This window comes from Labrys sp. LIt4, from assembly GCF_017813775.1.
Taxonomy (GTDB): Bacteria; Pseudomonadota; Alphaproteobacteria; order Rhizobiales; family Labraceae; genus Labrys; species Labrys okinawensis_A.
In genome coordinates this window covers 90,725-110,994 of record NZ_JAGIPY010000002.1, presented here as the reverse complement: position 1 = coordinate 110,994, position 20,270 = coordinate 90,725, and the positions used below count along the sequence as shown (strand labels likewise).

14 protein-coding genes are annotated in these 20,270 nt (G+C 64.1%); 10 read left to right on the top strand and 4 right to left on the bottom strand.

What is annotated here, in order from left to right; genetic code table 11:
- Window positions 1-320: 320 nt before the first annotated feature.
- The 4 genes from J8I29_RS03455 to J8I29_RS03440 all read left to right on the top strand — a co-directional run bounded on the left by J8I29_RS03455 (window position 321) and on the right by J8I29_RS03440 (window position 6,795).
- Entirely contained in the window at window positions 321-1,013 is a 693-nt protein-coding gene (locus J8I29_RS03455) for an ImuA protein (RefSeq protein ID WP_209430647.1), read from the top strand.
- On the top strand, window positions 928-2,646 hold the full coding sequence (locus J8I29_RS03450; RefSeq protein WP_209430646.1) for a DNA polymerase Y family protein: 1,719 nt from the start codon (window positions 928-930) through the stop codon (window positions 2,644-2,646). The genes J8I29_RS03455 and J8I29_RS03450 overlap by 86 nt, the downstream gene beginning before the upstream one ends.
- 107 nt (window positions 2,647-2,753) lie before the next feature.
- On the top strand, window positions 2,754-6,050 hold the full coding sequence (locus J8I29_RS03445; RefSeq protein WP_280869769.1) for an error-prone DNA polymerase: 3,297 nt from the start codon (window positions 2,754-2,756) through the stop codon (window positions 6,048-6,050).
- A gap of 10 nt (window positions 6,051-6,060) precedes the next feature.
- Complete coding sequence (locus J8I29_RS03440; RefSeq protein ID WP_209430644.1) at window positions 6,061-6,795, top strand: hypothetical protein; 735 nt, start codon at window positions 6,061-6,063, stop codon at window positions 6,793-6,795.
- A 225-nt stretch (window positions 6,796-7,020) separates the two neighbouring features.
- Here the strand turns inward: J8I29_RS03440 and J8I29_RS03435 are convergent, their stop codons facing one another.
- The 3 genes from J8I29_RS03435 to pgi all read right to left on the bottom strand — a co-directional run bounded on the left by J8I29_RS03435 (window position 7,021) and on the right by pgi (window position 11,414).
- Window positions 7,021-8,106 (bottom strand): dipeptidase, encoded by a 1,086-nt coding sequence (locus J8I29_RS03435; protein WP_209430643.1) that lies wholly within the window; start codon window positions 8,104-8,106, stop codon window positions 7,021-7,023.
- A 371-nt stretch (window positions 8,107-8,477) separates the two neighbouring features.
- Window positions 8,478-8,765, bottom strand: a complete 288-nt coding sequence (locus J8I29_RS03430) for a hypothetical protein (RefSeq protein ID WP_209430642.1) — start codon at window positions 8,763-8,765, stop codon at window positions 8,478-8,480.
- A 1,011-nt stretch (window positions 8,766-9,776) separates the two neighbouring features.
- Window positions 9,777-11,414, bottom strand: coding sequence for a glucose-6-phosphate isomerase (gene pgi, locus J8I29_RS03425; RefSeq protein ID WP_209430641.1), 1,638 nt, complete (start codon window positions 11,412-11,414; stop codon window positions 9,777-9,779).
- 365 nt (window positions 11,415-11,779) lie between these two features.
- Between pgi and J8I29_RS03420 the strand changes: the two genes are divergently transcribed.
- From J8I29_RS03420 to J8I29_RS03410, 3 genes are read left to right on the top strand one after another with little or no spacing between them, the layout of a single operon-like run.
- Window positions 11,780-12,940: a M20 aminoacylase family protein gene (locus J8I29_RS03420; RefSeq protein WP_209430640.1), complete on the top strand. Its 1,161-nt coding sequence runs from the start codon at window positions 11,780-11,782 to the stop codon at window positions 12,938-12,940.
- Between the two features lie 42 nt (window positions 12,941-12,982).
- Window positions 12,983-15,064: a prolyl oligopeptidase family serine peptidase gene (locus J8I29_RS03415; RefSeq protein ID WP_209430639.1), complete on the top strand. Its 2,082-nt coding sequence runs from the start codon at window positions 12,983-12,985 to the stop codon at window positions 15,062-15,064.
- A complete protein-coding gene (locus J8I29_RS03410; RefSeq protein WP_209430638.1) occupies window positions 15,061-16,029 on the top strand; it encodes a threo-3-hydroxy-L-aspartate ammonia-lyase in 969 nt (322 codons plus the stop codon). Before J8I29_RS03415 ends, J8I29_RS03410 begins: the two co-directional genes overlap by 4 nt.
- Before the next feature lie 13 nt (window positions 16,030-16,042).
- On the opposite strand, the gene J8I29_RS03405 is transcribed toward J8I29_RS03410, so the two are convergent.
- A complete protein-coding gene (locus J8I29_RS03405) occupies window positions 16,043-16,960 on the bottom strand; it encodes a LysR family transcriptional regulator (RefSeq protein WP_105861803.1) in 918 nt (305 codons plus the stop codon).
- Between the two features lie 144 nt (window positions 16,961-17,104).
- Between J8I29_RS03405 and J8I29_RS03400 the strand changes: the two genes are divergently transcribed.
- The 3 genes from J8I29_RS03400 to J8I29_RS03390 all read left to right on the top strand — a co-directional run bounded on the left by J8I29_RS03400 (window position 17,105) and on the right by J8I29_RS03390 (window position 20,247).
- Complete coding sequence (locus tag J8I29_RS03400) at window positions 17,105-18,091, top strand: aldo/keto reductase (protein WP_209430637.1); 987 nt, start codon at window positions 17,105-17,107, stop codon at window positions 18,089-18,091.
- A gap of 153 nt (window positions 18,092-18,244) precedes the next feature.
- Entirely contained in the window at window positions 18,245-19,435 is a 1,191-nt protein-coding gene (locus J8I29_RS30245; RefSeq protein WP_209430636.1) for a M23 family metallopeptidase, read from the top strand.
- 23 nt (window positions 19,436-19,458) lie between these two features.
- Window positions 19,459-20,247, top strand: a complete 789-nt coding sequence (locus tag J8I29_RS03390; RefSeq protein WP_209430635.1) for a DUF4239 domain-containing protein — start codon at window positions 19,459-19,461, stop codon at window positions 20,245-20,247.
- Window positions 20,248-20,270: the final 23 nt, after the last annotated feature.

Sequence of the window (20,270 nt, the reverse complement as noted above, 5' to 3'; positions counted from 1 at the left end):
GCCGCCTCGCCATGACAGAGTCCCTTTACCATGCCGGGCTCTTTCCCGGCCGAATGGCGCATGATCGAAGAGTCCGCTTGAAATGTTCTCGTTTTGTTCTAGTCTGGGCGAAACGGACTTTAGCCATGACGATACGCGTTGCCCCTCCTCCTGTCCCAAAACATTTCCCAGAAAAGCCGATAGGCTTTGCGATTGAGACATCGCGTCAGAACGAGGGGCCGGAGAAAAATTGCGATCCAGCGGAATCGCGATTTTCTCCCACCGGCCAACGGGCCGAGAAGCTGGCGGAATTACGCGCTCTGCTGCCCCGGCTCGATCATGTGCATGCCGATGCCGGCGTGCTGCCTTTCGGCATCGGGGCGATCGACACCCGCCTGCCGGGCGGCGGCCTCGCCTTGGACGGCCTGCATGAAATCGCGCCGCAAACCATTTTCGACAACGCCTGCGCGCTAGGCTTCCTCGCCTCCCGCCTGTCCCTGCGCCAGGCCAAGGGTATGGTCTGGCTGGTGACCTCGCCGCGCGGCATGGCCGGCCTCGGCCGGCTCTACGGCCATGGCCTCAACGCCCTCGGCCTCGATCCGGCCAGGCTCATCGTGGTCACGGCCGGCGACGAGACCGAGGCTGCCTGGGCCATGGAGGAGATCCTGCGCTCCGGCGCCGCCGCGGCGGTGGCAGCCGTGACGGGCGGTGGCATGGATGCCGCCACCAGCCGCCGCCTCCAGCTCGCGGCAGCCTCCGCCCCCTGCCCCCTCTTCCTTCTGCGCCCGCCTCTGGCCACGCCTTCCCTGGCTGCGATGTCCCGCTGGCGCGTCGGAGCGGCCGCAGGTCCGCGCGATCGTTTCGGCCTTCTCACCGCCTGGCGCTGGCACGTTCGGCTCGAACGCAGCCGCAACGGGCAAAGCGGATCCTGGCTCATGGAGTATGACCATGCCTCGCATCGTCTCGATCTATCTGCCACGCTGGCCGATCCAGCGCTTTCTCGTCGCCCAGAGCAACGCGCCAAGGTCGCCTGATACGATCGACGGCCATTACCCCTTCGTCCTGACGGTCGATGCCGCCGGCGGCCCGCGCATTGCCGCCGCCAGCAAGCCGGCCGAGATCGAAGGCCTCGCCGTGGGCGGGCTGGTCGCCGATGCGAGAGCCAAGGCGCCGGGCCTGCAGACCCGGCCGGCCATGCCGGAGGCCGATGCGAGGGCCCTGCACCGGCTCGGCCTGTGGGCGATGCGCTATACGCCTTCCGTGGCCCTCTACCGCGAGGCCGACGGGGCCGACGGCCTGTTCCTCGACGTCACCGGCGCCAGCCATCTGGCCGGCGGCGAACAGGCCCTGCTCGCCGACATCGTCAAGCGCCTGCGCCATCTTCGCCTCGGCGCGCGTGTGGCGCTGGCCGACACGCCGGGCGCGGCCTGGGCCCTCTCACGCTTCCATGCCCGGAATGGCTGCACCCTCGCCGAGGGCGGCGATCCCGGCCCGGCTCTTGCCGATCTGCCCCTGGCCGCCCTGCGCCTTGGCGACGACCTCGTCCAGACCTTGCGCCGCCTCGGCTTCATCCGCATCGGGGATCTCATCGGCAAGCCGCGCGCTCCCTTCGCCGCGCGTTTCGATGCGATCCTGCTCAAGCGCCTCGACCAGGCCATGGGGCGGCGCGAGGAAGTCCTCGCCCTGATCGAGCCGCCGCCGCTCTATCATCGCAGCCGCCAGCTCCTCGAGCCGGTGGTGAGCCAGGCGGCCGTGGTGCATGTCGCCACCCGCCTGATGCAGGATCTGGTTCCCGCCCTCGTCGCCGGCGGCGTGGCCGCACGGGCCTTGCAGCTGCGCCTGTTCCGGGTCGATGGCGAGGTGCGCACCATCCATATCGGCCTTGCCGCCGCCACCCGCGATCCGGCCCATATCGCCAGGCTGGTCGAGCTCGATTTGGAACGGCTGGGCGAGGCCATCGATGCCGGTTTCGGTTTCGAGACCATCAGCCTGACCGCGACCGTCACCGAGAAATTCGGCCAGCGCCAGAACCGCCTGTCTCTCAAGGAAGGGCGCCGGGATGCGCCGCCGACCGATGCCGCCGAACGCCGGGCGGAGTTGATCGACGCCCTCCGCCAGCGCCTCGGCCCCGGCAGCGTACGCCAGCTCCATCCCGTCGCCCGGCACGATCCGGCCTTTGCAGAAGAGGCACGCGATGCCGCCGAACCCGAGCCGGCCTGGCCGACAGCCGATGGCTCGCGTCAGCGTCCGCCCTTGTTCCTGGACCAGCCCGAGCCCTTGCAGATCCTCGCCACCCGTCCGGACGGCCTGCCGGATCATATCCGCTGGCGCGGATCCCCGCATCGCATCACCTCGCTGCAGGGACCGGAGCGCATCGCCGGCCCCTGGTGGGAAGCGGCGGCCCCGACCTTGCCCGACAGGCCGGGCAAGGAGGAATATGGCTGGGGCAAGATGGGCGAGGAAGCGCCTGCCCTCCCCGACGGCGAGAGCCCCAGGAGCCAGAAACGCAACCGTTTCGAGGATACCGAAGCCACGCGTGAGCGCAGCGTCCTGCTGCCTGCGCCGACCTACCAGGACTATTACGTCGCGGAGACGCAGACCGGCCAGCGCTTCTGGCTCTGCCATGACGGCCGGCAGAGCTGGTCCCTGCGAGGGTTGCTGGCATGAGATATGAGACAGCCGATAATGACCGTCATTGCGAGCCTTGCCAATCGAACGATTGGCGGGGCGAAGCAATCCAGGAGCCGCAAACACCGCGCTTTATAGCGCCTGGATTGCCGCGTCACTTCGTTCCTCGCAATGACGATTGCTGTGCGATTGCGTCGAAGCTCGGCCAGGACGCGAGCCCCGCCTATGCCGAGCTTGCCGTCACCACCAATTTTTCCTTCCTGCGCGGCGCCTCCTTCCCGCAGGACATGGTGAGGCAGGCCCAGAGGCTCGGCCTGGCCGGCATCGGCATCGCCGACCGCAACTCCTTCGCCGGCGTGGTCCGGGCCCTGCGCGAGGCCAAAAAACATCCGTCCCTGCGCTATCTGCCCGGTGTGCGCCTCGTCACCATGGATGGCTTCGAGGCCATCGCCTATCCCACCGACCGCGCGGCCTATGGCCGGCTCTGCCGTCTGCTCAGCGACAACAACAAGCGCATGGCGCGCGCAAAAGGCGAATGCCAGTTCGGCTTCGAAGCCATTCTCGCCGCCTGCGAGGGGCAGAGACTGATCGTGCTGCCGCCCGATACGCTCGATCCCCTCTTCGTCGAACGGGCAACCAGGCTGGCCGAGGCCGCGCCGGGCTCCGTCTATCTCGCCGGCTGCCATCGCCTCAGGGGAGACGAACCCCGCCGCCTGGGCCTGATCGCCGCGCTGGGCGGGAAGATCGGCGCGCCGATGGTCGCCATCAACGACGTGCTCTACCACGTGCCGGCCCAAAGGCCACTTGCCGACATCCTCACCTGCATCCGCGAGAAATGCACCTTGGCCGAAGCCGGGTTGCGGCTCGAAATCAACGAGGAACGCCATATCAAGTCGCCTGCCGAAATGGCCGCTCTCTTCGCCGACCACCCCGACGCGCTGGCGCGCACGCTCGAAATCGTTGAGGCCTGCACGTTCGATCTGCGGCAGCTGCGCTACGAATATCCCGACGAGCCCATTCCGCCGGGCAAGACCGCTCAGCAGCACCTGGAAGACCTGGCCTGGGCCGGCGCAAGGAAGCGCTTTGCCCGCGGGGTCCCGGAGAAGGTCGTCAATGCCGTTCGCGCAGAGCTAGCCCTGATCGCCAAGTTGGAATTCGCGCCCTATTTTCTCACCGTGCACGATGTCGTCGATCATGCTCGCAACACCCTCAAAATTCTCTGCCAGGGCCGCGGTTCGGCGGCGAACAGCGCCGTGTGCTATTGCCTGGGGATCACCGAGGTCAGTCCGACCGAAACGGAGCTGCTGTTCTCCCGTTTCATCTCCGAAAACCGTGGCGAGCCGCCGGATATCGACGTTGATTTCGAGCATGAGCGGCGCGAAGAAGTCATCCAGCATATCTATGAACGCTATGGCCGCCACCGTGCCGCGATCTGCTCGACCGTGATCCATTACCGCTCCCGGCGGGCGGTGGGCGAAGTCGGCAAGGTGCTGGGCCTGACGCCGGACGTGACGGCGGCCCTGTCGAAGACGGTCTGGGGCATGGGCATGCAGACCTGGACACCGAGCCGGGTGCGCCAGGCGGGCCTCGATCCCGACAATCCGGTGATCCGCCAGGCGCTCCATTTCACTGCTGCCCTCACCGGCTTTCCCCGCCATCTGTCGCAGCATGTCGGCGGCTTCGTGCTCACGCGCGAGAGGCTCGACGACACCGTGCCCGTCTGCCATGCCACCATGGCGGACCGCACCTTCGTCGAATGGGACAAGGACGACATCGATGAAGTTGGCATGATGAAGGTCGACGTGCTGGCGCTCGGCATGCTCAGTTGCATCCGGCGTGGACTCGACCTGCTCGAACGCCATTACGATCGCAATCTCGGCGCGATCGCGGCCCTGCCTCGCGACGACAAGGCTACCTACGCTATGCTCTGCAAGGCCGATTCCGTCGGCGTGTTCCAGGTCGAAAGCCGGGCGCAGATGTCGATGCTGCCGCGGCTAAAGCCCCGGAAATTCTACGATCTCGTCGTCGAGGTGGCGATCGTACGCCCTGGCCCGATCCAGGGCGGCATGGTGCACCCCTATCTCAAGCGGCGCGATGGTCTCGAAAAGCCTGATCTTCCGATGCGGCGCGGCGGTGACAAGAATGAACTTGCCGAAGTTCTCGGCCGCACGCTCGGCGTTCCCCTCTTCCAGGAACAGGCGATGGAGATCGCCATCAGGGCTGCCGGCTTCACGCCGGACGAGGCCGATGGCCTGAGACGCGCCATGGCGACCTTCCGGCATACCGGCACGATCGGCACCTACAAGGCGATGTTCATCGACGGCATGGTGCGCCGCGGCTATGAACAGGCCTTCGCCGAACGCTGTTTCAGCCAGATCGAGGGCTTCGGCGAATATGGCTTTCCCGAAAGCCATGCCGCCAGCTTTGCCGTGCTGGTCTATGTCTCCGCCTATATCAAATGCCACTACCCCGACGTCTTCTGCGCCGCCATCCTCAACAGCCAGCCCATGGGCTTCTACCAGCCGGCACAGCTGGTGCAGGACGCCGAGAAACATGGCGTCGAGATCCGGCCCGTCGACGTCAATTACAGCGAATGGGACTGCACGCTGGAGCCGGCCAGCGACCCCACCAAACATCGCTTTGCCGTGCGTTTGGGCATGCGGCTGGTCTCCGGGCTGAACAAGGACGAGATCCTTGCGATGACCGGCCGGCGCGGCAATGGCTTTTCCAGCCTGGAGCGCTTCGGCACGGCGAGCGGCCTGCCGCTGGCGGCGATGCAGAAGCTGGCCGAGGCCGATGCCTTCCGTTCTCTCGGCCTGGACAGGCGCGAGGCGCTCTGGGCCGTGCGCCGCTTCGAGACCATCGGCATCGGCGCCACCAGGACGAGCCGGGATATGCCGTTGCTGGCCGACGATTTCGACGATGCCCTGTTTCCCGAACCTGCCGTCGCCCTGCCCGTAATGTCGCAGAGCGAGCATGTGCTGGAGGACTATCAGTCGACGGGTCTGTCGCTCAAGGCCCATCCCTGCTCCTTCCTGCGCCCGCAATTGCAGCAGCTCGGTGCCATCACCAACGAGGCGCATCGCGACAAAACCCTCACCCAGGACAGCCTCGTCACCGTCGCCGGCCTGGTGGTGACTCGCCAGCGCCCCGGCACCGCCAGCGGCGTCGTCTTCATGACCATCGAGGACGAGACCGGCATCGCCAACATCATCGTGTGGTCGCGGACCTTCGAGAGGAACCGCCGCGCGGTGATGAATGCCCGTTTTGTCGCCATACGCGGCCGGCTGCAGCGCGCCAGCGACGTGGTGCATGTCATCGCCGAGGAGGTGCTCGACCTGTCCGCCGAACTCGCCCGCCTGCGCGACATGCCGGACGGCCAGCCAGCTCCGCCGCCGGCTCAGCTCGAGCTGAGCCTGTTCAAGAGCCGGGATTTCCATTGAGGAAGTGGGCATGCCTGCCATCAGGGAGCAGATCCAGCTCGGGCTCGATTTCGGCCGGGAGGAACCCATCGCCGTGCTGCGCCAGCGCCTGCTCGCCGCCTATGGCCCTCAGCGCGATACTCGGCGACACACGCCGCCAGAGCAATTCGTCAAGGCGCTGATCAGCTCGGAAACCTATGATTCCGCTTCCGAGAAAGCCTTCCAGGCCCTGTGCGAGCATTTCCGTCCTCTCGACAGGCTGGGGCAGAGCGATCCCCGCGTGGTGCTTCAGCAGCTTGCCACGGTCACCCATCCCGAGAAGAAAGCCAGCCAGCTGGTGGCTTCGGTCGGTCGCATCGTCGAGCAGCGGGGGCGGTTCGATCTCGATCACCTCGCCGCGCTGTCGGTCGAGGCCGGGATGGAACTGCTCCAGCGTTACGATGGCATCGGTGCCAAATGCGCGGCGGCAGTGCTCAATTTCTCGACGCTCCGGCGGCGTGTCTTCGTGGTGGACAGGCACATCAGGCGTTTCGCCGAACGCTTCGGTCTGCTGCCCGACAATGCCAGCTTCGCCATGGCCCATCGGATCATGCTGCGTCTGATGCCGGCGAGCTGGGATGCCGACGATCTCTACGAACTGCACTGGCTGATCAAACGCTTCGGCCAGGAGGTCTGCACCAGCCAGAGGCCACTCTGCCAACGGTGCGGTATGGCGGATCTGTGCCGGCATGGATCCACCTTGCCGTCGACGATTCCGAAGCGATAGGTTCGATGCTGCCCTATGCCCTCGAAACCATGACGAATGAGACACAACTTCCTTCTCCCCTTGCGGGACCCGGCACTTCCTATTGAAGTGCCTTGGGTGGCGCGTAGCGCCGAATGAGGGGTGTCAGTACATATCCCAAAAGGTCGCGTATCTCCCCTCATCCGCCCCTTCGGGGCACCTTCTCCCACAAGGGGAGAAGGATTCTCGCGCCCAATCCTGTAAATCTCAGCCCTGTCCCTGCGTCCGCTCCAGCAGGGACAGCCAATTCTCATGGCCGATCTTGTGCAGCAGGGCCTCAGAATATCCCGCGCCGCGCATTCTCTCGATCAGGCGCGGCAGGCCGGCGACGCTGCCGATGGCGGCGGGGATCACCGCGCCGTCGAAGTCCGATCCGAAGGCAACGCCGTCCTCGCCCAGGCGTTCGACCAGGTAATCGAGATGGCGCACCATGACGTCGAGATCGGTGTCCGCACGCATGGCGCCGTCCGGCCGCAGGAAGCAGGTTGCGAAATTGAGGCCGACGACGCCGCGGCTCTCCCTGATGGCATCGAGCTGCCTGTCGGTGAGATTGCGCGTGGACTGGCACAGGGCGTGGACGTTGGAATGGGTGGCGACGAGCGGTGCCGTGCTCAACCCGGCAACGTCCCAAAAACCCTTCTCATTGAGATGCGAGAGGTCGATCATGATGCCGCGCTGGTTGCACTGCTTCACCAATTCGCGGCCGATCTCGGTCAGGCCGGGGCCGGTATCGGGCGAAGCGGGAAAGCGGAAGGGCACGCCATGGGCGAAGATGTTGGGGCGGCTCCAGACCGGCCCGATCGAGCGCAGGCCGGCGGCGAAGAGCACGTCGAGGCTGGCGAAATCGGCATCGATCGCCTCCGCCCCCTCGATATGCAGGACGGCCGCGATCTTGCCGGCCGCCATCGCGGCACGGATCTCGGCGGCGCTGCGGCAGATGGCGACATCGTCGGGAAAGGCCCGCTCCAGTCGCAACATGATCGACAGCATGCCGATGGTCGAGGCCTGCGCCTTCTCCCAAGGCAGCAAGGGCGGCAGCGGCAGATCATAGCTCGCGCCCTTCATCTCCTCGTCCATATTGGTCGTCGAGGCCTGGGGCGGCGGAAACATGGCGAAGAAACCGCCGGCAAAACCGCCGGCACGCGCCCGAGGCAGATCGATATGGCCCGAACCGTCGCCCTCGCCAAAGGCAATCTCGGCCTGTTTCGCCTTGCCGGAGGCCAGATGCAGCAGCGTGTCATTATGGCCATCGAAGACAGGAACGATGGCTGACGGTTCGGCGGTCGAAGTCACGGGGGATGTCCTTCCAGGCAAGCGGCGACCGGAAACCTTCGACCGAGTCGCCGCGCCGGGTCAGACTGTCACTTCGGCTGACGCCTATCAAGACATAGCGCTTCGTGATTGGAACACATGCAATTGTTCACAGGTCCCCTGATCATCGCGATACGCTGTGCTGTTGCGTCCGAGATGATCAGGGGAAGCAATGACCTTCCTTCTAAGGAAGCGCCGAGAAATAACCAAAGCGCCGCCCTTGTCATGCCCGGGCTTGACCCGGGCATCCAGCGGTCGCCATCTTCACTGTTTGGAAAGGCGCTGGATTGCCGGGTCGAGCCCGGCAATGACAAAGGTCGAGCCAACACAATTCACTTATGCCTCGACGCTTCCTAAGGATAGAGCTTACGCGCCATCTCCGGCATGCGCAGATAAAGCGGCTGTGCAGGCGCGTTCGCATTGGCGGGAGCCGCTTCATTCATGCTCTGCTTGCCGATGCCATCGATCTCGGCCGATGGGCGGATCGGCGGCAGGGGAACATTCCGGTTCTCCGCCTGACCGATCATGCCATGAAATCCGGCAATCTCGTCAGGGTCCAGCAATAGCTTGCCGGCACCGACCTGCCCCATAGCAGTGCCACTGATCGGCGGCGGTTTATTCAAGCCCATGACGGCAAACATGGTGGCGCTGAAAGGCCAGAATCGACAAGCGGCAATTGATAAGGAATTCTTTTCGCATCGATCGCCTTGGAAGCAGCCGTCATGGCGCGCATGGCACTCTCCACGGCAGCTTGCGGGCCGACATAGACCGTGGTGGCTTCCTTTGAGTCTTTCAAGGCGTTGGGAGACTTGCGATCTTTTTCCTTTAAATGCAGCAGCCTATCGGTATCCCAGATATCGCTTTGGATGACATCGCCAAATTTCTCGGATCCGATAGGCTTCTTATTAAGCTTCGAATCCGCTGCCAGCCCCTCGTACCACCGTCGGAGTTTTCGTCATAAATCTCTATGACACCATGTACGCCGACACCAAGCGGCCTTTCATTATAAGCAATACGCCAATCCGGCATTTTCGTCTCCTTATGAATTCCCGCATCTCAACCTTTAAAGACCTCAATTTAAAATACTCTCCATTTCTATTTTAAATTCTCAGCATCCTTTCACTTAGATTCAGCATACCTTCGCCTTAATTACAAAATTCATATACATTATACTCATTATTCAGTATTAATTATTATTTAAAATACCTATCTCGATATTCGTACACTATCCTGCATATACCAAGGCAGTGGCTTACATTCCACTTTTCTATCCTTCCCTAAACCCGATCGGATCTTAATTTCCTTATTTGGCGCAAGATTTTCTATACGAACTCGCTTAGAAAGTACCTTTCCATTTTCAAGATAGAATGTACAATCCGCAAAGAGAAAATCTATATTTTTTGTACTGTAATTTCTTACTAAAACATAAGATCCTTCAACTGGATCATAAACTCTATCTCCTAATTCGTTAGAAATACGAACACTACAGCTCAATGTCGCAAAAGACATAGCAAGGGAGAACAGAAATTTCCCAACTGATTTCATATTCGCGCACTCCATAGCAACAAGTTATCCGAGTATCGCGGCCTTGTCAAATTTTGTTCTCTATTTGTTCTAATATGGAATGGCGGGCCGATGGCCCGCCCCTCTCTCTAGCTCCGCAGCGACTTCAGATGCGCCACCAGTCCCTTGGTCGAGGCATCGAGCCCGTCGACGGTCGCGCCCTTGACCACCGGCAAGAGGCGCGAGGCGAGTTCCTTGCCGAGCTCCACGCCCCATTGGTCGAAGGAGTTGATGCCCCAGATCACGCCTTGCGTGAACACCTTGTGCTCGTAGAGCGCCACGAGGCGGCCGAGCATGCGCGGGGTGAGCTTGCGATAGGCGATGGTGGTGGTGGGGCGGCTGCCGGGGAATTCCTTGTGCGGGGCCAGAAGCGCGATCTTCTTGTCGTCAAGCCCCTGGGCCTTCAGTACTGCCATCGCCTCCTCCTGCGAACGGCCATGCATGAGCGCTTCGGTCTGCGCCAGGCAGTTCGCCATCAGGATGGCGTGATGGTCGCCCATGCCGGCTTCATGCGGCTCGGCCGCGATGAGGAAGTCGGCCGGGATCACATTGGTGCCCTGATGGATGAGCTGATAGAAGGCGTGCTGGCCGTTCGTCCCGGGCTCCCCCCAGACCAGGGGACCGGTCTCCGAGGTCACCGGCGAGCCGTCGAGATGCACGCGCTTGCCGTTCGACTCCATGTCGAGCTGCTGCAGATAGGCCGGGAAGCGCCCGAGACGCTGGTCGTAGGGCAGCACCGCATGGGCGGCATAGCCCATGAAATTGCGGTGCCAGATGCCGATCAGGCCCATCAGCACCGGGATGTTCTTCTCCAGCGGCGTGGTGGCGAAATGGTGGTCGACCTCATGGCCGCCGGCCAGGAACTCCGAGAAGTTCTCCGGCCCGACGGCGATCATCAGGCCGAGGCCGATGGCCGACCACATCGAATAGCGCCCGCCGACCCAGTCCCAGAAGCGGAACATCCGGTCCTTGTTGATGCCGAAGGCCTCGACCGCGACGATATTGGTGGAGATCGCCGCGAAATGGTCGCCCACCGCCGTCTCGCCCAGCGATTTGGCGATCCATTGCCGCGCCGACTGGGCGTTCGTCATGGTCTCGATCGTGGTGAAGGTCTTCGACGAAACCAGGAACAGGGTGCGCGAGGGGTCGAGGCGCGACAGGGTATCCGCCATGTCCGCGCCGTCGACATTGGAGACGAAATGGGCGCGCGGGCCGTCGGCATAGGGCGAGAGGGCGCGGGCGCCCATCGCGGGGCCGAGATCGGAGCCGCCAATGCCGATATTGACCACGTCGGTGAATTTGTCGCCGGTGGCGCCACGCAGCTCGCCCGAGCGAATCTTCTCGGCGAAGGCGTAGCAGCGCGCCAGTTCCTCATGCACGTCGGGCACGACATTCTTGCCGTCGACCCGGATGTCGGCATCCGCCGGAGCACGCAGGGCCGTGTGCAGCACCGCCCGCCCCTCGGTGGTGTTGATCTTGTCGCCCTTCAACATCTCGTCCCGGCGGGTCTCGATGCAATGCGCCCGCGCCAATTGGAGCAGCAGGGACAGCGTCTCGTCGGCGATGCGATTCTTGGAAAAATCCACCAGCACGTCGTCGAGCGTGAAGGAGAACTTGGCGAATCGGTCGGGATCCGCGGCGAAAAGGTCGCGCGTCGTCGTCGAGGCCAGTTTCTGTTTGTGGGCTTCGAGATCCTGCCAAACCTTTGCGGCCTGTGAATGCTCCATATCCGTTTCCCTTCCTCATTGTCCGAAGGCGTGCCAAACTGCGGGCTGTGTTTGTCGCCCGGCTAAGGGCCGGTCGTCAATTATGGTTTCGGGTTTGACGGGAGCGATTTTGGCCAAGGAGAAGGAGGATGAGGACGCAAGCCTTCCGGCTTGCTACGATATCCGACGCGCTCATCGGCCAAAAGCGCCCCCGCCCCGGAGGGGTGAGGTGAAAAATGGTCGTCTGCAGCGTCGCTTCGCTTGCCAAGACGCAAGTCTTGGCAGCGCTAGCTCCTCCCATCCAACCATTTTTGACCTCATCAAACTCCAAACCATAACTGACGACCGGCCCTTGGGGCATAAATCAATATTGGAACTGAAGGCATATGACGATTTCGGAAAGCATCAAGGCTCTGGCAACCGAGGCGACCGAATGGCGCCGCGACATTCATCGCCACCCGGAGTTGCTCTATGACGTCGAGCGCACGGCCGGGTTGGTGGCCGGTCTTCTGCGTGATTTCGGCTGCGACCAGGTTGTCGAGGGCATCGGCCGTACCGGCGTGGTCGGCGTGATCAAGGGCCGCCCCGGTTCGCGCACGGTCGGCATGCGGGCCGACATGGATGCCTTGCCGATCCTGGAGGAAAGCGGCGTGCACTATGCCTCCACCGTGCCGGGTAAGATGCATGCCTGCGGCCATGACGGCCATACCGCCATGCTGCTCGGCGCTGCCAAGAACCTGGCCAGCACGCGCGATTTCAGCGGAAACGCCGTGGTGATCTTCCAGCCCGCCGAAGAAGGCGGCGGCGGCGGCAAGGCCATGGTGGAGGACGGACTGATGGAGCGCTTTGCCATCGAGGAAGTCTACGGCATGCACAATCTGCCAGGCCTGGCGCCCGGGCATTTTGCCATGTGCCGCGGCCCGATCATGGCCTCCAGCGACACGTTCGACATCGACATCACCGGCCGGGGCGCCCATGCCGCCCGCCCGCAGGAGAGCATCGATCCGGTGCTGGTCGCCGCTCAGATCGTCACGGCCCTGCAGAGCATCGTCTCGCGCAATGCCGATCCGCTCGAGAGCGCGGTGGTCTCTGTAACGACGATCCAGACGGGCGGGCCCTACAACGTCATTCCCTCCACCGCCCATCTGCACGGCACCTGCCGCGCCCTCACTGCCGGTATGCGCGCTCTACTGGAGAAACGCCTGACCGAGGTCGCCTCGCTGACCGCGCAGGCCTTCGGCGCCAAAGCCAAGATCACCTACCGCCACCAATATCCTGTGACGCGCAACCACGACACCCAGACCGATTATTGCGGCGAGATTGCCCGCATGGTGGCGGGTTCGGCCGCCGTCGACACCGCCGCTCCGCCGATGATGGGGGCGGAGGATTTTTCCTACATGCTGGAGGCGCGCCCTGGCGCCTTCATCTTCATCGGCAATGGCGACAGCGCCGGGCTGCATAATGCCGCCTATGATTTCAACGATGCCATCATTCCCGCCGGAATCAGCTATTGGACGCAGCTGGCGCAAACACGGCTCGCCGGCTGAGATCGCTCTTTCCCGGCCCCCCTACCTCGAGGAACGTCCTGCATGTCCGATCGCGTCTCCCGGCCGACTCTGGCCGCGCCCGACGACGACCCCCATCTCTGGCTGGAGGATATCGAAGGCGGAGACGCCCTCGCCTGGGTCAACGAGCGTTCACAGCGAACGCTGGCCCGCTTCGGCACCGCCGGTTTCGAGCGCGACCGCGACGCCCTGGCTGCGATCCTCGATCGCCCCGACCGCATTCCCGGCATCAGCCGGCGCGGCGAGTTCGTCTATAATTTCTGGACGGATGCCGCCAATCCGCGTGGCCTGTGGCGCCGCACCACCCTCGCCTCATACCGGCAGACGGAACCGGCGTGGGACATCCTGCTCGACCTCGACGCCCTCGCCGCGACGGAGGGCGAAGACTGGGTCTGGGCCGGGGCGTCGCTCGAACCGCACCAGCGCCGGCGTGCCATCCTCAGCCTGTCGTGCGGCGGTGCCGATGCGGCCGTGCATCGGGAATTCGACCTTGCGACGCGCAGCTTCGTCACCGACGGGTTCACATTGCCGGAAGCCAAGGGCGGCATCGCCTGGCTCGATGCCGACACGCTGCTGCTGTCCAGCGCGCTTGGCGAAGGCATGGCGACGACCTCCGGCTATGCCCGCACCGTGCGCCTGTGGCGGCGCGGCGAGGATCCCCTGAAGACAGCGATCGTCTTCGAGGTCCAGCCCCAATCCATGTCCGTCTGGGCCGGTATCGACCGCACCGGCGGCAGCGAACGCATCTGGTTCCTCGAAAAGCCCGTCTTTTTCGAAACACGCGGCTGGCTCGGCGACAGGAACGGTCCGGGCGAGGCGATCGCTCTGCCCGCCGATTCGCAGTGGGACGTGTTCGGCGACTGGCTGGCGGTGAAGCTGCGCACAGCCTGGACCCCGGCCGACATCCGCTTTGCCGGTGACGCCCTTCTCGGCATTTCCCTCTCCGCCTTCCGGGCGGGCGACCGCGCTTTCCAGGTGCTGTTCGAACCTGAGGAGCGCCGTACCCTGGATGGGTTTTTCTGGAACCGGGGGCAGCTCATGCTGTCGATTCTCGATAATCTCCAGCCTCGTTTCGAGGTCGTCACGCCCAGCCTGGAAGGATGGCGAAAGCACACCATCGACGTGCTGCCCTCCACGGGCGTCGTTCATGCCTGGTCGCTCGATGCCGAGGAGGCCGATACCAATGGCGAAGTGATGGTATCGCTGCAGGACCCGATTACGCCGCCGCAAATGCTGCTGCTCGATGTGAGCAGGCCGGAGGCGGTGCAAAGTCCCCTCCTCCTCAAGCGCAGCCCCGACGCGTTCGACAGCAGGGGGCTGAAGGTCGTCAAGCACGAGGCCGTCTCGGCCGACGGCGAGAAGATCCCCTATACGCTGGTCGGGCCTGCCGGCGAGACCGGCGAAGCGCCGGTTCACCTCACGGCCTATGGCGGCTTTGGCGTTTCCGTGCTGCCCAGCTACAGCGCCTCGATCGGCAAGCTCTGGCTCGAACGGGGCGGCACCTCGGTCACCGCCAATATTCGAGGCGGCGGCGAGTTCGGCGCCCGCTGGCACGAGGCCGGCCGGCGCGAAGGCAAGCATCTCGCCCATGAGGATTTCGCGGCGGTGGCCGCCGACCTGGTCAGCCGCGGCATCACCCAGCCAGGGCGCATCGCGGCGGAAGGCGGCTCCAATGGCGGGCTTCTCATCGCCAACATGCTCACCCGCCATCCCGAAAAGTTCGGCGCCCTGTTCTGCACCATCCCTTTGATCGACATGCGGCGCTACACCAAGCTCCTGGCAGGTACGAGCTGGATCGACGAATATGGCGATCCGGACAAGCCCGAGGACTGGGCTTTCCTGCAGAAGATCTCGGCCTATCACGTCGCCGATGCCGGTTCCTATCCGCCCATCCTGCTGGCGACCACCCGCCGTGACGACAGGGTCCATCCTGCCCATGCCCGCAAGATGGCGGCCAAGCTGGAAGCGCTCGGCCATCGCGTGCATTTTTACGAGCCCGAGGCCGGTGGCCACGGCTATGGCAAGGACAGCCGCGAACGCGCGTCCTTCATCGCCCTCGGCTATGCCTTCCTGCGCCAGGCGATCGGCTGGGAGAGCCAGGCATGAGCCGCCCAGCCTTGCCTGAGTATGCCGATGTCGCCGCCGCCGCCGAGCGCATTCGCGGCCAGGCGCACCGCACGCCGGTGATGACCTCGCGGAGCTTCGACGAGGAACTCGGCGCGCAGGTCTTCTTCAAATGCGAGAACCTGCAACGCATGGGCGCCTTCAAGTTTCGGGGTGCCTTCAATGCCCTGTCGCGCTTCGACGACGAGCAGAAACGCCGGGGCGTGGTGACCTTTTCCTCCGGCAACCATGCCCAGGCGATCGCCCTTGCAGCCCGCATCCTCGGCATTCCCGCCACCATCATCATGCCTCATGACGCGCCGAAGGCGAAAGCCGAGGCCACCAGGGGCTATGGCGGCAGGATCATCTTCTATGATCGCTATACCGAAGATCGAGAAGTGATCGGGAGAAACCTGTCCCATGAGCAGGGCCTCACGCTGATCCCGCCCTACGACCACCCGGACGTGCTCTGCGGTCAGGGCACTGCAGCCAAGGAACTCTTCGAGGAAGTCGGCGAACTCGATGCCTTCTTCGTCTGTCTCGGCGGTGGCGGGTTGCTCGCCGGATCGGCGCTGGCAACGCGTGCCCTCTCGCCCAACTGCCGGCTCTACGGTGTCGAGCCGGAGGCCGGCAAAGACGGCCAGCAATCCTTCCGCGCCGGCCGGATCGTCCGGATCGATACGCCCCGCACCATCGCCGACGGCGCCCAGACCCAATATCTGGGATCCCATACCTTCCCGATCATCAAGCGCGACGTCGACGACATCCTCACCGTCTCGGATGCGGAACTCGTCGAATGCATGCGCTTTGCCGCCACCCGCATGAAGCTCGTCATCGAGCCGACGGGCTGCCTCGGCTTCGCTGCCGCCCGTGCCATGAAGGCGGAGCTTGCCGGCAAGCGTGTCGGCGTGCTGATCAGCGGCGGCAATGTCGATCTGGAGCGCTTCTGCGAATTGCTGGCGGAATAGGCGCGCTCTTGGCTCACGCCAGCCGGGTCATGCCGTTCTGCTGGCGGATGATGTTGATCAGGGTGCGCAAGGCCGGGTGATTGTGGCGCCTGCTCGAATAATACATGTGAAAGGGATCACCGTCCGAAGCCTGGTCGGCAAGGACGATCTCCAGGCTGCCTTCCTCCAGTTCTTCGGCGATCCGCGCTTCCAGGACATAGGCCAGGCCGAGCCCAGCCTTGGCGGCCGTGATCGTGGTAGCCGTATCGTTGAGGGTGATGAGGCCGGGCACGCGCAGCCGGCGCGCTTCCCCGCCGCTGCCGAGATCCCAGCGATAGGCGGTGTTGTCGCCCAGGAGCAATTGCAGGCAGACATGGCCGGCGAGATCATCGGGGATCTGCGGCCTGGCATGCTCCCTGAAATAGGCGGGAGAACCGACCACCACCCAGCGCTGCGCCCCGGTGAGCGGCACGGCGATCATATCCTCCGGCACATGGTGGCCATAGCGCATGCCGGCATCATAGCCCTCGGCGACGATATCAATGGGCCGGTCATCCACCGCGACGGTCAGGCGCACATCGGGGCATTGGCGGGTGAATTCCGGCAGGGCCGGCGAGATCAGGAGATGGGCGGCATCCCGGAAGACGTTGAGGCGCAACTCGCCGAAGCGAACATTTCCCGGCGCCTCCAGCACCTCCAGGGCCGAGCCGATCGCATCGAAGCCTTCTTCGAGGCGCTGGGCGAATTTGAGGCCGAGATCGGTCGGCGAGACCGCCCGGCTCGTGCGGTTCAGCAGCTTGGCCCCGAGCCTGGCTTCGAGGCGTCGCATGGCATGGCTGGCCGCAGACGGTGTCAGGCCGAGTTCGATGGCGGCCGTGGTGAAGCTGCGTCGGCGGACGATCGTCAGGAAGACGTTGAAATCGCCGAGGTCCGTCCGCTCGAAAGTCGCCATAAATGAATTTTCTTCATTGCTTCGATGATCGCTGTTCACACTAAACTATGAGCGGCCGGCACGCTCAAGCCCTATCCTCCTCGCGGATCTGAAACCGCCGGCTCAGCCTGACTCTGGGAGGCCGCGAAACGCAGGGATGAAACGATGAAAGAACGGCTGTTCGGCAAGACGGCGCGCAACGTGTCGGAGATTGGCTTCGGCGCCTGGGCAATTGGCGGCTCCTGGGGTGATGTGCCCGATGGCGATGCCCGCGCCGCCCTCCATGCCGCGCTCGATGCCGGCACCACCTTCCTCGATACCGCTGATGTCTATGGCGATGGCCGCTCCGAACGTTTCATCGCCGAGGTCCTGAACGAGCGCTCTGGCCCCCGCCCCTTCGTGGCGACCAAGGCCGGGCGGCGCCTTTCGCCCCACACAGCCGACGGCTACAACCGCCAGAACCTCACCGCCTTCATCGAGCGCTCGCTGACGAACCTCGCCACCGACTGCCTCGACCTCGTCCAGCTCCATTGCCCCCCGACAGAGGTCCATTACCGGCCGGAGGTGTTCGGCGTCTTGGATGACCTGGTGGCCGCCGGCAAGATCCGCAATTACGGTGTCTCCGTCGAGAAGGTGGAAGAGGCGCTGAAAGCAATCGAATATCCCGGCGTCGTCTCCGTCCAGATCATCTACAACATCTTCCGGCAGCGCCCGGCCGAGCTCTTCTTCCGCGAGGCGAAGAGGCGCAATGTCGCGGTGATCGCCCGTGTGCCGCTCGCCTCGGGCATGCTGACGGGCAAGATGAGCGCGGCCAGCCAGTTCGCGGCGAACGATCATCGCGCCTACAACCGCAATGGCGAGGCCTTCGACAAGGGCGAGACCTTCTCGGGCGTACCCTATGACGTCGCCTTGGCGGCCGTGGAGGAGATCCGGCCGCTGGTGCCCGATGGCATGACCATGTCGCAATTCGCACTGGCCTGGATCCTGGCCGATGATGCCGTCACCACCGTCATCCCCGGCGCCAAGAACGCGGCCCAGGCCACTGCAAATGCCGCGGCCAGCGACGTGCCGGCTCTCCCGCAGGCAACGCTCGAAACACTGAAGAATCTTTACCAGCGTGAGATCGCCGGGTTCGTCCACCATTTGTGGTGAAGACGACCCGGCCGGGCGCCGTTCGACGGTGCCCGGCCGCTGCCTTCGCGACGCGCCAAGCCATCGAGATCGCTTGACAAGGGCTGAGGCAAATGCGGGACTGTACCCACAGGTTCTGCCTTCCGGTGCGGGGCAGCCGGCGGGGCATTTTCCATGCGTTTCCAGTCGCCTCTGGTGGCGGTTGCAGGGCTTCTGGCGGCCTCAGCCGCCATCGCCCAATCTCTCAAACCCGATGAGATCCTGAGTTCGGTCACGGTGCAGCCGATCAGCGAACCCAATCCGGTTCTCGGCGCCGATGGGCGCGTGCATCTCGCCTATGAGCTGCTGGTCAACAATCCCGGCAATGTGTTCGTGCGGCTCGACAAGGTCGAGGCGATCGACGATGCCGGCAAGATCCTGTTCGCCCTTGAGGGCGGAGAGCTGGCCAAGATGATGCATCTCTACAGCGGCAGGGATCGCCAGCTGCCGCCGGGTGATACCGCCATCGTCTTCATGGATGTCGGCTTTGCCGAGAACGACAAGCTGCCGCAGAGCGTCTCCGCGCGCATCCACGCCTTCCGCGAGAACGCAGGCGCGGACGGCAAGCCCACGCCGCTGCCGGCGAATGCGCCCGTCACCGCAAGCTACAGCTTCACCGGTGGCGCGACGGCGATCGGCAAGCCGGCCGCGGTGATCGAGCCACCGCTGAGGGGCACAGGCTGGGTTGCCGCCGATGGCTGCTGCGATACGGTCACTGCCCATCGCAGCGCCGTCATGGCCGTGAACGGGCGCCTGCGCGTGCCGGAACGCTTCGCCATCGACTGGATCAGGCTCGACGCCAACAGCCGCCTGTTCACCGGCAATGCCGAGGATCTGGCCAGCTATTCCTTCTACGGCGCTGAAGTCCACGCAGCGGCCGACGGCGTGGTGGTCAATCTTTACGACCAGGCCGACGAGCAGATCCCGAGCCAGCCGGCCCGCGGCATCGTACCCGCCAATATCGGCGGCAACATGCTGGTCACAGACATCGGCAACGGCGCCTACGCTTTCTACGCCCACCTGCAGCGCGGCAGCCTCAGGGTCAAGCTGGGTGATCATGTCAAAGCCGGCCAGGTCATCGGCCTTGTCGGCAATACCGGCAATTCCACCGCGCCCCATCTGCACTTCCAATTGATGGACGGCCCCTCACCGCTCAATGCCAACAGCCTGCCCTTCGTGCTCACGCGCTTCTCAGGGCAGGGGGTGCTGGCGCCAGGGAACGAGGAGGAGCTCGAGCAAGGCGCGATCGCCAGGATCGAACCACGCTGGCGTGGAGACCACGTCAATCAGCTCCCGCTGAACGACCAAGTCGTCGATTTTCAATAGACACGTTCTCCCGGGGAGCGCTCATGTTCATTCTGCTGCACCAGCTGTCGCTGCCCGTCATGTTCGCAACGGTGCTGGTGATCTGCCTGGCGATCACCTGGATCGTCATCGGCCTCGTCCGTTTCGCCATTGCCAGAGGCGGTTACGCCTCGGACGAGCCACTTCCAATCCGTGAGTCGATCGTCGGTGTCTGCGCCACTATCTTCGGCCTGATGGTGGCCTTCTCAGCCGCGGGCCTGTGGGCCGATTCCCTCGCCGCCCGCAGCGCCGTCCAGCAGGAAGCCGACGCGGTCGAAAATGTCCTGCTGCTTTCCTCGGGCCTTCCGGCCGATCTGCAGACCAGCGTGCGCGACAGCCTCAAGGCCTATGTGCTGCATGTCGTTTCCGGCGATTGGCCGGCCATGGCCAATGGAGAGCGCATCGAAAATCCGGTGTTCGATCGCTCCGGCGATATCCTCATCGACACGATCGGCCTCCTCTCGCGGCGGAGCGGAGCGAATGCGCAGCCGGCCACCTATCAGCCGCTGGTCAATCAACTGCTGGCCGTGCGTCATGCGCGGCTGCTTCGGCTGTCGGCCTCCCACACCGGCATGAGCTGGGCCCAATGGATCGCGATCTGGATCATTTCGACGACGACCGTCGTCGCCATCGCCGTCAGCAACAACCATGTCTTCCGCATGCAGATCCTCGCCACCCATATCTTCGTGGTGGTGGTGACATCAGCCTATTTCGTTATTCTCGCGCATGACCGGCCGTTCATGGGGCAGATCTCGGTGCAGCCCACCGCCTTCCTGGCGGTCAGCGCCAATTGACCGTGCGCCATTCAGGCCGCCCG

Coding starts and splice junctions, on each gene's coding strand:
- J8I29_RS03440 (WP_209430644.1), top strand. CDS start 6,061: ATGCCTGCCATCAGGGAGCAGATCCAGCTCGGGCTCGATTTCGGCCGG.
- J8I29_RS03415 (WP_209430639.1), top strand. CDS start 12,983: ATGTCCGATCGCGTCTCCCGGCCGACTCTGGCCGCGCCCGACGACGAC.
- J8I29_RS03430 (WP_209430642.1), bottom strand. CDS start 8,765: ATGTTTGCCGTCATGGGCTTGAATAAACCGCCGCCGATCAGTGGCACT.
- J8I29_RS03390 (WP_209430635.1), top strand. CDS start 19,459: ATGTTCATTCTGCTGCACCAGCTGTCGCTGCCCGTCATGTTCGCAACG.
- J8I29_RS03450 (WP_209430646.1), top strand. CDS start 928: ATGCCTCGCATCGTCTCGATCTATCTGCCACGCTGGCCGATCCAGCGC.
- pgi (WP_209430641.1), bottom strand. CDS start 11,414: ATGGAGCATTCACAGGCCGCAAAGGTTTGGCAGGATCTCGAAGCCCAC.
- J8I29_RS30245 (WP_209430636.1), top strand. CDS start 18,245: ATGCGTTTCCAGTCGCCTCTGGTGGCGGTTGCAGGGCTTCTGGCGGCC.
- J8I29_RS03405 (WP_105861803.1), bottom strand. CDS start 16,960: ATGGCGACTTTCGAGCGGACGGACCTCGGCGATTTCAACGTCTTCCTG.
- J8I29_RS03420 (WP_209430640.1), top strand. CDS start 11,780: ATGACGATTTCGGAAAGCATCAAGGCTCTGGCAACCGAGGCGACCGAA.
- J8I29_RS03400 (WP_209430637.1), top strand. CDS start 17,105: ATGAAAGAACGGCTGTTCGGCAAGACGGCGCGCAACGTGTCGGAGATT.
- J8I29_RS03410 (WP_209430638.1), top strand. CDS start 15,061: ATGAGCCGCCCAGCCTTGCCTGAGTATGCCGATGTCGCCGCCGCCGCC.